The sequence below is a fragment of the Kribbella sp. NPDC004875 genome, from assembly GCF_042873375.1.
Taxonomy (GTDB): domain Bacteria; phylum Actinomycetota; class Actinomycetes; order Propionibacteriales; family Kribbellaceae; genus Kribbella.
On the sequence record NZ_JBIALI010000006.1, the window covers coordinates 613978 to 627943 of the forward strand.

The window sequence follows — 13966 nt, forward strand, 5'->3', positions numbered from 1 at the left end:
CATGGCGACGCCACGAAAGTCCACCAGATCCTCGAGTACGGGGCCCGCCCGGAGCGGCGGCACCGGCCGCCGCGAGCCGACTGCTCGTGGCGCGCACAACGGGCAGTCCGGAACGGCGCGCTCGGGACGGTTGCCGATGCGCGCCGTCGCGGTGAACGCCGCCCGCGAGCTGGCAGATCTGATCGGCCGGACGGCGGAGTCGATCATCGGCGTGGAGAAGCAGGACAGCGGCTGGAGTGTCCAGGTCCAGGTGGTCGAGTCGGAGCGGATCCCCGCGACGACCGACATCCTGGCCGTCTACGAGGTCGAGGTCGACGACGACGGCGCAGTGCTCGGTTACCGGCGGACCGGGCGCTACGTGCGCGGCCGGATCCAGGAATGAGTGAGTACTGATGACCGAACCGTCCATCGCGCGGCGCCCGGAGACGGTGGCCCGGTACGGCGCCTCGTCCGCGGCCCCGCGTCCGGACAACCTGGCCGACATTCTGGAGAGAGTGCTCGACAAGGGCATCGTCATCGCCGGCGACATCAGGGTGAATCTGCTCGACATCGAGCTGCTCACCATCAAGATCCGGCTGGTCGTCGTCTCCGTCGACAAGGCGATGGAGATGGGCATCGACTGGTGGACCAGCGACCCGATGCTGTCCGCGGACGCGAACGCCGACGCGCAGAAGCTGACCGACGAGAACCGCAAGCTCCGCGAGCGGGTGGAAGAGTTGGAGCGAGGCAGTGCCTGAGACCGAGCCTGAGACCGGGCCTGAGACCGGGACTGAGACCGGTACGTACGTCTACGCGGTCGGAGTACATCTGGACGAGCAGTCCGTAGACGGCCTCACCGGCGTCGACGAGCCGGCGGTCCGCCTGATCTCCTGGCGCGGTCTGCAGGTCGTGGTGAGCAGCGTGGACCTCGCGGAGTTCGGGGAGGCCGCGTTGCGGCGGAACCTCGAGAACCTGGACTGGGTGGAGCGGACGGCCCGCAGACACGACGAGGTGGTACGACGGGCCGCCGCCAACACGACCGCGCTGGCGCCGTTCCGCCTGATCACGATCTATCGGTCGGACGACGCCGTCCGCGACCGGATCGACGAGCTGTACGAGAAGCTGGTCGACGCGCTCGACCGGCTCGACCGGCGCAGCGAGTGGAGCGTCAAGGCCTTCGGCCGCGAGCAGTCGGCGAAGCCCGCGCCGGCGGCGGCCGATACCCCGGAGTCGGGTGCCGCGTATCTCGAACGGCGACGTGCGGAGATCCGTGGCCGGGAGGAGACGGCCGAAGCTCAGCGAATGCGGGGCGACCAGCTGTTCTGGGACCTGGCTCCCGCGACCGCGGCGACCCGACGGCTGATGATCCAGGACCGGCGCCTCACCGACCGGCCGGAGCCGATGCTGCTGAATGCCAGTTTCCTCGTCGACGACGATCGCAGCTCCGAGTTCTTCCAGGTCGTCGACCGGCTGCGGGACATCTATCCGTCGCTGTGCATCGAGGTCGACGGACCGTGGCCGCCGTACTCCTTCGCCGTACTGGACGACGGATGACCGTTCCGGAACGTGCGACCGCGCAGCCGAGCCTCGTCGACCTGCTGGACCGGCTGCTGGGCAAGGGTGTCGTCATCTCGGGCGATGTCGTCATCTCGCTTGCCGAGGTCGACCTCGTCCACATCCAGCTGTCGGCCGTCATCCATTCGGTACGGAACGAGGTGAACCGCCGATGACCGAACCGCTGCTGCCGTTGACCGAGCGGATCGAGGCCAATGCCGACACGGTGGAGCGCGAGCTGTTCAAGCTGGTGCTCACCATCGTCGAACTGGTCAGGCAGCTGATGGAAAGACAGGCGATCCGGAGGATCGATCAGGGCGGTCTCAGCCCGTCGCAGGTCGAGGAGCTCGGCCTCGGGCTGATGCGGCTCGAGGCGGCCATGACCGAGCTGCGGGAGCGGTTCGGGCTGAGCGCGTCCGACCTGAACATCGATCTCGGACCGCTCGGATCGCTGCTTGCGGAATAGGTCCGCACGGAGAAAGTGGAAGGAGTGGTGGCCATGACGTCGTACGACAGCATTGGCACCAAGCTCGGCGACCGGCTGGAGGAGAAGGTCACCGATGCCTACGAGCAGGTGAAGTCCGGTGTGCAGGACCTGTCCGCGAACGCCCGCGGGCACAGGTCCGGCGAGACCAAGGCCGAGCTGTACGCGGCAGCGCAACGGCTCGGGATCAGGGGCCGGTCCAAGATGACCAAGGCCGAGCTCAGCCGCGCGGTCCACAAGGCCCGCTCGTAACCGGACTCGTCACCGGAGAGGACAACGCAGAATCCAGACGACGGCGCGCCTGTTTGCCCGCGAGCGGCCCGGGTACCTCGACCTGCAGGAGGATTGACATGAGCACGACTGTTGGCGACTACGTACTCCAGCGCCTCCGCGAGTGGGGCGTCGACCACGTCTTCGGGTACGCCGGTGACGGTATCAACGGGCTGCTGGCGTCCTGGGAGAAGGCGAACGACCAGCCGCGGTTCGTGCAGGCCCGGCACGAGGAGATGGCGGCGTTCGAAGCGGTCGGGTACGCCAAGTTCACCGGACGGGTCGGGGTCTGCGCGGCGACCAGTGGGCCGGGTGCTATCCACCTGCTGAACGGCTTGTACGACGCGAAGCTCGATCACGTCCCGGTGGTGGCGATCGTCGGTCAGACCGCTCGCAGTGCGATGGGCGGCAGCTACCAGCAGGAGGTCGACCTGCACACGTTGTACAAGGACGTCGCGTCGGACTACTGCGAGACGGTCATGGTCCCGCAGCAGCTGCCGAACGTGCTCGACCGGGCGCTGCGGATCGCCGAGTCCCGGCGTACCGTGACCGCGCTGATCATCCCGGCGGACGTGCAGGAGCTCGAGTACACACCGCCGTCGCACGCGTTCAAGATGGTGCCGTCGAGCACTGACCTGAGCTGGTCGGCGCCGGTGCCGGAGCCGGACCAGCTCGACCGCGCGGCGGAGATCCTGAACGCGGGCGAGAAGGTCGCGATCCTCGTCGGGCAGGGTGCGCGGCGCGCGGTCGACGAGGTGACCGAACTGGCCGACATCACGGGTGCCGGTGTCGCGAAGGCCCTGCTGGGCAAGGACGTGCTGCCCGACGACCTGCCGTGGGTGACGGGATCGATCGGGTTGCTGGGGACGCGGCCGTCGTACGAGCTGATGACGGACTGCGACACGTTGCTGGTCGTGGGGTCGAACTTCCCGTACAGCCAGTTCCTGCCGGAGTTCGGTCAGGCGCGGGCGATCCAGATCGACATCGATCCGACGCTGATCGGGATGCGGTACCCGTTCGAGGTGAATCTCGTGGGTGACGCGGCGCCGACGCTGCGGGCGCTGATCCCGTTGCTGCACCGCAAGGACGACCGGTCCTGGCGCGCGGACATCGAGTCGAAGGTGTCGCGCTGGTGGGAGGTGATGGAGCGGCGCGCGTACACGTCGGCCGATCCGATCAACCCCGAACTGGTCTTCCACGAGCTGTCGCCGAGACTGCCCTCGAACGCGATCCTCGCCGCGGACTCCGGCTCGGCGGCGAACTGGTACGCGCGGCACATCCGGATCCGCGGGGAGATGCGGGGCTCGCTGTCCGGGACCTTGGCGACGATGGGGCCCGGCGTGCCGTACGTGATCGGGGCAAAGTTCGGGTTGCCCGACCGGCCGGCGTACGCGCTGGTCGGGGACGGCGCGATGCAGATGAACGGGATCAACGAGCTGATCACGATCGCGAAGTACTGGCAGGAGTGGGCGGACCCGCGGCTGGTGGTCGCGGTGCTGCACAACAACGACCTGAACCAGGTGACGTGGGAGTTGCGGGCGATGGGCGGCTCGCCACAGTTCCTGCCCTCACAGGAGCTGCCCGAGTTCCCGTATGCCGGGTTCGCGAAGCTGATCGGTCTCCACGGGGTGGTGGCAGACAAGCCCGAGGACGTCGTACCGGCCTGGGAGGAGGCGCTGCGCGCGGACCGTCCGTGTGTGGTGGAGTTCCGGACCGATCCCGCCGTACCGCCGATCCCGCCGCACGCGACCTGGGACCAGCTGGAGAAGGCGCTGGAGTCGATCGTGCGCGGGGACAGTGACCGGGTGAGCGTGGTGAAGGAAGGCGTCAAGTCGAAGGTCCAGGAGTTCCTCCCGGGCGGCAAGACGTCGTGAGTCCCACTTGGCGGTGATCGACTCCGTCCGCGCGTCGGCGTACACGATTCCCACCGACGCGCCGGAGGCCGTCGACGCGAACGGCTGGTACTCGGTCGGCCAGGCGTGCCGGGTCGCGTCGCGCTCGGCGACGTACGACGTGACGTGGTTCGAGGAGCCGGTGTCCTCGGATGATCTCGCCGGTCTTCGTACTGTGCGCGGCAGACTGGTACCGACGTGACGCGGGGGGAGTACGGGTACGACCTATCCGCATCGAGTCGATGCTCTTCGACGGCCTCCCCGATCCATCCGGCGGCGAGGTGTCGGCGGCTGACGACACCCCGGGCCACGGTCTCACCTGGATCGCCCTACCCGCCGCGACGTACCGCGTCGCCTGACGGGTGTTTGTGCCAAGAACGTCCGGGCACCGGAAATCGATGGTGAGAAAACTGATGCGAGCCGCGATCGCGACGGCGGCGCTGTGCCTCCTACTCCTCGCCTCGGCCTCCGTTCCCGCGCAGGCGAAGGCCGGGACGCCTCAGGAGCCGGCCGCCACGCCGACACCGACGCTGGGTTCCACAGCGTCGCCGAAGGCTGATCCGCCGGGTGCGGGTGACCCCGACGCGAACGACTTCAACAAAGCGCCGCTGGTTGTCATCGCCGTCCTGGTCGTCGCGGCCGTGGTTGCCGGCGGCACCTTCTATCTCGTGCGCAGCCGCCGCATCGACCTGAGCCAACTGAGCGAACCCGACGACGCCTCGGCGCATCGCGACGACGGGAAGTAGACCGTTGGCCGATCTCCATCACAGCTCGGTACCCGGCGACTGGGTTGAACAACCTTTGCACAAGTTCGGGCACTGACGTGTTCGGTCGCGGGTTGTGGGTACCGAGTTGCTGTCGGGTGATCTGATCCCGGGTGCGGCGTCCGGCGGTGGTTGAGTCGCGAGTGAAGGGGAGCAGGACAGCCATGGCGGCAGAGCCGACTCATGGCGGAGGTTTTACAGCAGAGAGCGACTGGCCCTACTCCCTACCGTCCGTCGGACGAACACCTCTCGGGCCGCGGCTGACGGCGTACGAGACGACCGAACGCAGGAACTCTTTGGAGGTAACAGGCATGGGCACGATCACGCAGTCGATCGACGTCGACGTTCCGGTGACGACGGCGTACAACCAGTGGACGCAGTTCGAGTCCTTTCCGCAGTTCATGGAGGGCGTGGAAGAGATCCGGCAGCTCGACGCGACGCACAACCACTGGGTGGTGAAAGTCGGTGGCGCGACCCGGGAGTTCGACGCGACCGTGACCGAGCAGCATCCCGACGAGCGCGTGGCCTGGAAGTCGGATTCCGGTCCGCAGCATGCCGGTGTGGTGACGTTCCACAAGTTGTCCGACACGAGCAGCCGGGTGACCGCGCAGATGGACCTCGATCCCGAGGGCTTCCTGGAGAAGGTCGCCGACAAGGCCGGCGTCGTCGAGGGCCGGGTGAAGGGCGATCTGCAACGCTTCAAGGCTTTCATCGAGAGCCGCGACACCGCCACCGGCAGCTGGCGCGGCGACGTACCGCGGTAGCCGGAAGGAGCGACCCATGACCAACAGGAACGGTGCGCTGCCGGTTCCGGACTTCGATCTCCTGCCGGCAGGCTCCTTGCCGTCGCGGATCCGGCAGCTCGACATCGAGCAGGTCGAGCAACTCATCGGGTACGAGCGCAACCACGGCGAGCGTCCGCGGGTTCTGGACCTTCTCGAACATCGGCGGGATCAGATCCGTACGACCGAGGACCGGTCCGTGGACGTCGACGTCCACGATGCCTGACAGTGCCCTCTCGCGCGCCCGAGTACCTGGGTGATGTCAGCCGGGGTTGGTGTCCAGGCGGAGTACTCGGGCGGAGGGCTCGGGGGTGTTGGCGGTGACGGTGAGTACGTCGTCGCTCCACGTGTAGGTCCAGTCGGTGTCGTCGGTGGGGAAATGCGGTGCGATCGAGGACCGGTGGATGGGGAGGTTGACGGTGGCGGGGCCGGCGGCGCGGTGCCACAAGGTCAGGTAGGTGGTGCGAGGCCCGTTGAGAGCGAGGGCGATCCAGTCGTCCGTCCACCCGGGCAGACCGAGCGGCCAGCTGGGGACGAGCGTGTCGAGGTCCCCGAGGATCTCGCGGTGCGCGGCGAGCGCCGAGCGGACCAGATCGAGCTCGGACAGCGTCATGCGGTTGAGGTGACCGGAGAGGTACAAGCGGCCCGGGATGCCGTTGACGAGGGCGAAGGTGAACTGTTCGCGGGTCGTCCCGGTGATCGGGTAGGCCCAGTGGCCGGCCTGTTCGGGGAGCAGAGCGGCCGGGGCAGCTGCCGTGATCGGTGCATAGAGCAACGGATCTTCCTGGTCCGACGTCGACTGCAGGTGCAGGCGGGACAGCATGGCGTAGTCCATCCGCATCGCGCCCGACGCACAGTTCTCGATCAGCAGATCCGGATGGCGGGTCTGCAGGTCGTCGAGCCAGTCGAGGAGGGCGCGGTTGTGTTCCAGGAGCCCGTGGCCGAGCGACGTACCGCCCTTGTCGGTACCGGGCCCGGTCATCGTGTTGTTGTCGAACTTGAAGAAGCCGACGCCGAAGTCCTCGACCAGCCGGTCGACGGTGTCGTCGAGATGTTTGCGGGCGACCGCGTTGCGCAGGTCGAGCAGGTACCGCCCGGATTCGGCGACCCGGATACCGCGGCGGGTGAGGAACGCCTCGTCGGGCAGTTCGTGGGCGACCGGGGACCGGACGCCGATGACCTCGGGTTCGAGCCAGAGGCCGGGCACCATGCCGCGTGAATGGATCCGGTCGACGACTTCGGCGAGCCCGTTCGGGAAGCGGGTGGTCGAGGGTTGCCAGGCGCCGACGGTGTTCCACCAGTCGCCTTCGGCGTACCAGCCGGCGTCGATGCAGAAGTAGTCCGCGCCGGCCTCGGCGGCGGCGTCGATCAGCGGCAGGAGCTTCTCCGTGGTCGGATCGCCCACCAGGGTGTTCATGTAGTCGTTGAAGACCACCGGCATCCGGTCGTCGACAGGGCGTCGCCGGCGTACGGCGCGACGCTGGCGGGTGAGCGCGGCGAACGTACTGTCGCGGTCGGTCCCGGCAACGAGTGACACCGGCACCGACGTGAACGGCTCGTCCTCGGTGAGTGCCACGCTCCACTGGTGTTCCTGATCGGTCGGGCCACTCAGCACCAGATAACCGCCGGATCGGGCCTCGCCGATCTCGTAGTGCCACGGCCCGTTGTGCTCGATCTGCCAGCCCAACGCGTACGCCGTACCTCGGGCGACCAGTACGCCGATCGGCAGCCGTTCACCGGTGGACCACGAACCGAAGTTGGTGACCGCGTGCCGCGTCCGGGCCACGTGACGATGACCCTCGCTGACGATGTCGGCAAGCGCTCCCGCCCGCAGCGACGTCACGGACCATCGGCTCTCGGTCATCCAACTGTTCCTGGCTGAATGGAGATCTGCGTCGACGGACTCGAGGCCGACGGCGAGCGACGACAGGAACGTCAACTCGAGGGACCCCGGACCGGTAAGGGATGCCTCGGACCAGGCGCGGACGCCGGCTCCCGCTTCGAACACACTGGTGACACGCAACCCGGAGTCCGGGTCCTCCTGCAGGATGCGCAACGTGCGGTCGGTCTCTTCGTGCCGGACGTACCGCAGCGCTTGACCGAGCACGGTCTCCACGTGCCGATTGCTGCTGGGCGAGCGACCGAACCCGAGGGCAGTCACTTCGACCATGGCCTGGCTCGGCTCCTGCCCAGGGCGCTCCGGTGCAGATCGCTCGCGAACGGCGATCAGCCGCACCGGGCCGTCGTCGAGGGCGAAGGTCAGGGTCAGGTCAGCCGTACTCCAGCGCAGCAACGTCACATGTCCTCATCTACGACGCTTTGTTCGAGGAGGTAGTCCTCGACGGTGAACAGGTGGGCGGACATCCGGGTGCGGGCCCGGTCCGGGTCGTGCGCGGTCAGCGCGGCGAGAATCGACAGGTGCTCCCGATGGGCGGTCTCGTCGGCGCCGGGCTGGGTGATCGATCGGCGCAGCCGGTCCCGCATCGTGCGGCCGCCCAGGGCGTCGATCAATGCGGTCAGCACCGGGTTGCCCGCCGCTTCCGCGATGATGCGGTGGAACGCGATGTCGTTCTCGATGACCGTCTCGTGGTTCGGTTCGCCGAGCGCCAGTTCGGTCGCGTTGTGCCGGAGCAGTTCCGCGGCCGCCTCGAGGTCCGCGCTGCCGATCCGCTGCGCCGCCGATGCCGCGGCCTCGGTCTCGAGAATCCGCCGTACCGAATGCACATGGGTGGTTCCGCTGCCGTGCTGCAGGTCGACCACGAAGCCGATCGGAGCCAGGAGCATCGATGGTTCGAGCCCGGTGACGTAGGTGCCGTCGCCCTGCCGCGTCTCGAGGACGCCCATCATCGACAGCGCGCGAACTCCCTCGCGCAACGGGTTCCGGGACACGCCGAGCGCGGCCGCAAGATCCTTCTCGACCGGGAGCCGGTCGCCCGGCCGGAGGCGGCCGTCGATGATCAGCCGCCGGATGCCCTCGACCACCACATCGGTCTGCGAGACGCCAGGGGTGCGGGGCTGTTCGGCGACCTTGTCCGGGGTCACGGCAGTGCCTCGGTGGCGTCCGTCGACGTGCGTGCCGCCCAGTAGGAACCGTCCGGGAAGCGGTAGGTGCCGAGTGCTTCGGTGTGCATCTCGGCACTGTAGCCGGGCGCAGCGGGCAGCACGTACGAGCCGTTCCGGACCACGCACGGTTCCACGAAGTGCTCGTGCAGGTGGTCGACGTACTCCGTCACCCGGCCGTCGAGACTGCCCGAGACGGCGACGTAGTCGAAGATCGACAGGTGCTGAACCAGCTCGCACAGACCGACACCGCCGGCATGCGGACACACCGGTACGCCGAAGGACGCGGCGAGCAGGTACACCGCGAGTACCTCGTTGATGCTGCCCAGCCGGGCCGCGTCGAGCTGGCAGTAGTCGAGGGCGCCGGCCTGGAACATCTGCTTGAACAGCACGCGGTTCATGCCGTGCTCACCGCTGGCGACCCCGATCGGCGCCACGGCCTTGCGGATCGCGGCGTGCCCGAGGATGTCGTCGGGGCTGGTGGGTTCCTCGATCCACAGCGGGTCGAACCCGGCCAGCGCCTGCACCCACTCGATCGCCTCCGGCACGTCCCACACCTGGTTCGCGTCGATCATCAGGTGACCGTCCGGCCCGAGGACCTCGCGGGCGATGGCACAGCGCCGGACGTCGTCGGCCAGGTTCGCGCCGACCTTGAGCTTCACGTGTTTGTAGCCTGAGGCAACGGCCTCCTCGCAGAGCCTGCGCAGCTTGGCATCGGAGTACCCGAGCCAGCCGGCCGAGGTGGTGTAGCACGGATAGCCGGTGGCCTCGAGCTCCGCGATGCGTTCCTTGCGACCCGGTTCCTGGTGGGCGAGCAGGGCGACCGCCTGGTCCGCCGTGAGGACGTCGGAAAGGTACCGCAGGTCGGCGGCCGCGACGAGATCCTCGGGCGACATGTCCGACAACAGTCGCCACAGCGGTACGCCGGCTCTCCGGGCGGCCAGGTCCCAGACCGCGTTCATCACCGCCGCGAGCGCGAGGTGGATGACGCCCTTGTCCGGGCCGAGCCAGCGCAACTGGCTGTCCGACTGCAGTTCCCGGTAGATCCCGCCCAGATCGGCGCACAGTTCGTCGACGTCGCGGCCGATCAGCGGCTCGGCGCGCTGCCGGGCGGCGGCGGCACACAGGTCGTTGCCGCGCCCGATGGTGAAGGTGAGGCCGTACCCGGCGAGGTCAGGGTCGTCGGTGTGCAGGACGACGTACGCCGCCGAGTAGTCACCGTCCTTGTTCATCGCGTCGGATCCGTCGCTGGTCAGCGAGGTCGGAAAGCGGACGTCGACGACCTCCACCGAGGTGATGCAGCGCATGGCGGGCCCCTTGCAGAGAGCGATAGATGGGATCTTTCTCCATCTTTGATGCCGTTCAGTATGGACCAGCGGCAGCGCCAGCGCTACGATCCCGGAAATTCATGGGATTAATACCCTCGTCGTCTCGACGGAGGACTGATGGCATGAGCAACTTGGTGACCACTGACCGCGAGCCACCGCTGGCGAGGTATATCGAAAAACCTGCTGAACCACGGCGCCGGCGACGGCGGCGCGAACGCCCCGGGGTCAAGGGCCTGCGCCGCAGCCTTCGGCGGCACTGGACCCTGTACTTGTTGATGGTCGTGCCGCTGATCTGGTTCGCCGTCTTCAAGTACATCCCGATGTCGAACGCGGTGCTGGCGTTCAAGAGCTACAACGTGATCAAGGGCATCTGGGGCAGTCCTTGGATCGGGTGGCAGAACTTCGATCTGTTCTTCCACAACCCGGTGTTCTGGACCCTGGTGAAGAACACCTTCGTGTTGTCGGTCTACACGGTGGGGGCGAGTTTCCCGCTCGCGATCGTGCTGGCACTGGCGTTGAACGAGGCCCGTAACGGCCTGTTCAAGCGGACGGTGCAGCTGGTGACGTACGCGCCGTACTTCATCTCGACGGTGGTGGTGGTGTCGATGACGATCCTGGTGTTGTCGCCGCGGCTCGGGATCGTGAACGAGGGGCTGGGGTTCTTCGGTGTGCCGGCCGTCGATTTCCTCGGGAACCCGGATTATTTCCGGCATATCTATGTGTGGTCGGATGTGTGGCAGACCACGGGGTACTCCGCGGTGATCTATCTGGCCGCGCTGGCGGGGATCGATCCGGCGTTGCACGAGGCGGCGAAGGTGGACGGCGCGGGCCGGTTGCGGCGGATCCTGCATGTCGATTTGCCGGGGATCATGCCGACCGCGGTGATCATCCTGGTTCTTGCGGTCGGCAACATTATGGCGATCGGTTTCGAGAAGGCGTTCCTGCTGCAGAATCCGCTGAACCTGAGCCAGTCGGAGATCATCGCGACGTATGTGTACAAGACGGGTCTGCTGAACGCGGACTTCAGCATGGCGACGGCGGTGGGGCTGTTCAACTCGGTGATCAATCTGGTGCTGCTGCTGGTCGTGAACGTGATCGCGAAGCGGGTCACCGGGAACGGACTGTGGTCATGACGACTCTTACCGAACAACGGCCGGCGCCGAGCAAGCGCGTGGAGCGGCGGGCGGCGCGGGCGCGGCGGATCCGCGAGCCGCGGACCGACCGGATCTTCTTGGTGTGTGTGTACCTGTTGCTGGCGGTGTTCCTTGCCGTCGTGCTGCTGCCGTTGCTGTATGTCGTGGCGAGTTCGTTCAGTAGTCCGGAGGCGGTGTCGTCGGGGCGGGTGTTGTTCTGGCCGGTGGACTTCTCGTTGCGTGGGTATCACGCGGTGTTCGACAACCCGCAGATCATCCAGGGCTATCTGAACTCGTTGTTCTACACCGTTGTCGGCACGATCGTGAGCGTGACGATGACGATCGCGGTCGCCTATCCGTTGTCGCGCCGTACGCTGGTCGGCCGGAATGTCGTGATGACGCTGATTCTGTTCACGATGCTGTTCACCGGCGGGTTGATCCCGACGTACCTGGTGGTGCAGTCGGTCGGTCTGCTGGACACCCGGTGGGCGTTGATCGTGCCGCAGGCGATCGGGGTCTGGCAGGTGATCATCGCCCGGACCTATTTCCGGACCGCGATCCCGGACGAGCTGGTCGAGGCGTCGCAGTTGGACGGTTGTGGTGATCTGCGGTTCTTGTGGTCGGTGGTGATCCCGTTGGCCAAGCCGATGATCGCGGTGGTCGCGTTGATGTACGCGATCATGCAGTGGAACTCGTACTTCGACGCGTTGATCTATCTGAAGAACCCGGATCTGTTCCCGCTGCAGTTGGTGCTGCGGAACATCTTGATCCTGAACACCCAGGGCGGCGGTGCGGTCGACGCCTCGGTCGTCATCCAGCGTCAGCAGCTGGCGGACCTGCTCAAGTACTCGCTGATCGTGGTCGCGAGCGTTCCGGTGTTGCTGATCTATCCGTTCGTCGCCCGCTATTTCACCAAGGGAATCCTGATCGGCGCCGTCAAGGGCTGATCCCCGATACCGCTCTGCTTGTCTCGAACCCCTGTGAGGAACCCATGTCTGTAAAGCTCAGTAGGCGGAGGCGTGCCGCGATCGCCGGCATCAGTCTCCTGGCACTCGGCCTCGCGGCCTGCTCCGGAGGCGGCGGCAGCACGGACGCCGCGCAGGGCAAACCACTGCCGACGGTCACCGGGAACCCGGCCGTCACGCTGAACGTGTTCGCGCCGCAGTCGGCCGACACGAACCTGGCCACCAACGACTTCACCAAGCTGATCCAGCAGAAGTTCAACATCACGATCAAGTGGCAGACCACGACGTACGACGGTGGCCCGGCCAAGGAGAAGCGGCAGATCTCGCTGGCCAGTGGTGACTACCCCGACCTGTATCTGCTGATCCCGTGGGTCGACCAGTTCAGCCAGACGGACCTGCAGAAGCTGTCGACCCAGGGCGTGGTCGTACCGCTGAATCAGTTGATCGACCAGTACGCGCCGAACATCAAGAAGGCCCTGGACTCCACGCCGGAGTGGAAGGCGATGGCCACCGCGCCGGACGGCAAGATCTACGGCCTGCCGCAATGGGTGGACTGCTTCCACTGCTCGTACCAGGACAAGCTCTGGATGAACTCGGCCTGGCTGAAGAAACTCGGACTGCAGCAGCCGAAGACCACCGAGGACATGCGCAAGGTCCTGCAGGCCTTCAAGACCCAGGATCCGAACGGCAACGGCAAGGCCGACGAGATCCCGCTCAGCGCCGACGTGCGGGACTTCCTGATCCCGTACTTCATGAACGCGTTCATCTACGACCCGCAGGGCTCGAGCGGGTACAACAACTCGGCCCTGGTGCTGAACAACGGCAAGGTCGACATCCAGGCGAACAAGGACGGCTGGAAAGCGGGCCTGAAGTACATCAACTCGCTCTACAAGGAAGGCTTGATCGACAAGGGCGCCTTCACCCAGAACGCGGACGCGCTCTCGCAGCAGGGCAACCACGCCGGCTCGGTGATCCTCGGTTCCTCGACCGTGCTGCACCCCGGCATCTTCGTCAACACCGGCTCGGCCGACGGACGGGACAAGCAGTACGACGCCGTGCCGCCACTGACCGGTCCGGACGGCGCCAACTTCACGGGCTACAACTTCCCGAGCGCGCCGGGTGCGACGTTCGTGCTGACGTCCAAGGCGACGCCGGAAAAGCAGATCCAGGCGATCAAGATGCTCGACTACATCTTCACCGACCCGGGCCAGATCAACGGCCAGTTCGGGCTGGAGGGCAAGGGCTGGTCCCAGCCGACCGCCGGTGACGTCGCGCTCGACAAGTCGCTGAAGCCGATCTTCAAGCAGATCCCGCAGAAGCCCGGCTCGACCCCGCGGAACTCGGGCTGGGGCGCGATGGCGCAGTACAACAACACCGCGCGCTTCCGGAACTCCGAGGCGATCGGCACCGACATCTACTCGCAGGCGGGCTACGAGCGTAAGTTGTTCGAGGCCACCAAGTTGTACGCCGGCCACGAGGACAAGGCCCAGATCTACCCGTTCTGGAAGGTCTGGATCGACCCGGCGCAGGCCAGCGAGCTCGCGACGCTGCAGACGAACATCGACAGCTACGTCCAGCAGAACGCGCTGCAGTTCGTCACCGGCTCGAAGAACATCGACACCGACTGGGACGCCTACGTCAAGGGCCTCGACAGCCTCGGTCTCAAGCGCTACCTGGAGATCCAGCAGACCGCGTACGACAAGGTCCCCAACAAGTAGTCCATCTCTCTGAAACATCTTCCCGACGAGGAGCGAC

Annotated in this window: 17 protein-coding genes; 14 read left to right on the forward strand and 3 right to left on the reverse strand. The window is 66.7% G+C overall.

Features of this window, described 5'->3' with window-relative positions:
- Window position 1 precedes the first annotated feature (1 nt).
- The 11 genes from ACFYRH_RS33480 to ACFYRH_RS33530 all read left to right on the forward strand — a co-directional run bounded on the left by ACFYRH_RS33480 (window position 2) and on the right by ACFYRH_RS33530 (window position 5951).
- Complete coding sequence (locus ACFYRH_RS33480) at window positions 2–382, forward strand: gas vesicle protein (RefSeq protein WP_387783670.1); 381 nt, start codon at window positions 2–4, stop codon at window positions 380–382.
- A 10-nt stretch (window positions 383–392) separates the two neighbouring features.
- Entirely contained in the window at window positions 393–737 is a 345-nt protein-coding gene (gene gvpJ / locus ACFYRH_RS33485; RefSeq protein WP_387783672.1) for a gas vesicle protein GvpJ, read from the forward strand.
- Window positions 730–1533 carry a GvpL/GvpF family gas vesicle protein gene (locus tag ACFYRH_RS33490; RefSeq protein ID WP_387783674.1) on the forward strand — a complete coding sequence of 268 codons (804 nt, stop codon included), beginning with the start codon at window positions 730–732 and terminating at the stop codon, window positions 1531–1533. The genes gvpJ and ACFYRH_RS33490 overlap by 8 nt, the downstream gene beginning before the upstream one ends.
- Complete coding sequence (locus ACFYRH_RS33495) at window positions 1530–1709, forward strand: gas vesicle protein (RefSeq protein ID WP_387783676.1); 180 nt, start codon at window positions 1530–1532, stop codon at window positions 1707–1709. Before ACFYRH_RS33490 ends, ACFYRH_RS33495 begins: the two co-directional genes overlap by 4 nt.
- Window positions 1706–1999, forward strand: coding sequence for a gas vesicle protein K (locus ACFYRH_RS33500; RefSeq protein ID WP_387783678.1), 294 nt, complete (start codon window positions 1706–1708; stop codon window positions 1997–1999). The genes ACFYRH_RS33495 and ACFYRH_RS33500 overlap by 4 nt, the downstream gene beginning before the upstream one ends.
- Window positions 2000–2032: 33 nt before the next feature.
- Entirely contained in the window at window positions 2033–2269 is a 237-nt protein-coding gene (locus ACFYRH_RS33505; protein WP_387783680.1) for a Rho termination factor N-terminal domain-containing protein, read from the forward strand.
- Window positions 2270–2367: 98 nt separating this feature from the next.
- On the forward strand, window positions 2368–4161 hold the full coding sequence (locus ACFYRH_RS33510) for a thiamine pyrophosphate-requiring protein (protein ID WP_387783682.1): 1794 nt from the start codon (window positions 2368–2370) through the stop codon (window positions 4159–4161).
- Window positions 4162–4174: 13 nt separating this feature from the next.
- The gene (locus ACFYRH_RS33515; RefSeq protein ID WP_387783972.1) at window positions 4175–4381 is read left to right on the forward strand and encodes an enolase C-terminal domain-like protein; all 207 of its coding nucleotides are present in this window, start codon (window positions 4175–4177) and stop codon (window positions 4379–4381) included.
- Window positions 4382–4592: 211 nt separating this feature from the next.
- The gene (locus ACFYRH_RS33520; protein ID WP_387783684.1) at window positions 4593–4925 is read left to right on the forward strand and encodes a hypothetical protein; all 333 of its coding nucleotides are present in this window, start codon (window positions 4593–4595) and stop codon (window positions 4923–4925) included.
- 329 nt (window positions 4926–5254) lie between these two features.
- Window positions 5255–5707, forward strand: coding sequence for an SRPBCC family protein (locus ACFYRH_RS33525; protein WP_387783686.1), 453 nt, complete (start codon window positions 5255–5257; stop codon window positions 5705–5707).
- 16 nt (window positions 5708–5723) lie between these two features.
- The gene (locus ACFYRH_RS33530) at window positions 5724–5951 is read left to right on the forward strand and encodes a hypothetical protein (RefSeq protein WP_387783688.1); all 228 of its coding nucleotides are present in this window, start codon (window positions 5724–5726) and stop codon (window positions 5949–5951) included.
- A gap of 36 nt (window positions 5952–5987) precedes the next feature.
- Here ACFYRH_RS33530 and ACFYRH_RS33535 read toward each other — a convergent pair whose 3' ends face one another.
- The 3 genes from ACFYRH_RS33535 to ACFYRH_RS33545 are packed head-to-tail and all read right to left on the reverse strand — an operon-like array spanning window position 5988 to window position 10092.
- Window positions 5988–8024, reverse strand: coding sequence for a glycoside hydrolase family 36 protein (locus ACFYRH_RS33535; protein WP_387783690.1), 2037 nt, complete (start codon window positions 8022–8024; stop codon window positions 5988–5990).
- Complete coding sequence (locus tag ACFYRH_RS33540; RefSeq protein WP_387783692.1) at window positions 8021–8767, reverse strand: FadR/GntR family transcriptional regulator; 747 nt, start codon at window positions 8765–8767, stop codon at window positions 8021–8023. Before ACFYRH_RS33540 ends, ACFYRH_RS33535 begins: the two co-directional genes overlap by 4 nt.
- Window positions 8764–10092, reverse strand: coding sequence for an L-fuconate dehydratase (locus ACFYRH_RS33545; protein ID WP_387783694.1), 1329 nt, complete (start codon window positions 10090–10092; stop codon window positions 8764–8766). The genes ACFYRH_RS33540 and ACFYRH_RS33545 overlap by 4 nt, the downstream gene beginning before the upstream one ends.
- Window positions 10093–10235: 143 nt before the next feature.
- Here ACFYRH_RS33545 and ACFYRH_RS33550 point away from each other — a divergent pair, with 143 nt between their 5' ends.
- The 3 genes from ACFYRH_RS33550 to ACFYRH_RS33560 are packed head-to-tail and all read left to right on the forward strand — an operon-like array spanning window position 10236 to window position 13929.
- A complete protein-coding gene (locus tag ACFYRH_RS33550) occupies window positions 10236–11246 on the forward strand; it encodes an ABC transporter permease (protein ID WP_387783695.1) in 1011 nt (336 codons plus the stop codon).
- Window positions 11243–12193, forward strand: coding sequence for a carbohydrate ABC transporter permease (locus tag ACFYRH_RS33555; RefSeq protein ID WP_387783697.1), 951 nt, complete (start codon window positions 11243–11245; stop codon window positions 12191–12193). The genes ACFYRH_RS33550 and ACFYRH_RS33555 overlap by 4 nt, the downstream gene beginning before the upstream one ends.
- 44 nt (window positions 12194–12237) lie before the next feature.
- Window positions 12238–13929, forward strand: a complete 1692-nt coding sequence (locus tag ACFYRH_RS33560; protein WP_387783699.1) for an ABC transporter substrate-binding protein — start codon at window positions 12238–12240, stop codon at window positions 13927–13929.
- Window positions 13930–13966 lie beyond the last annotated feature (37 nt).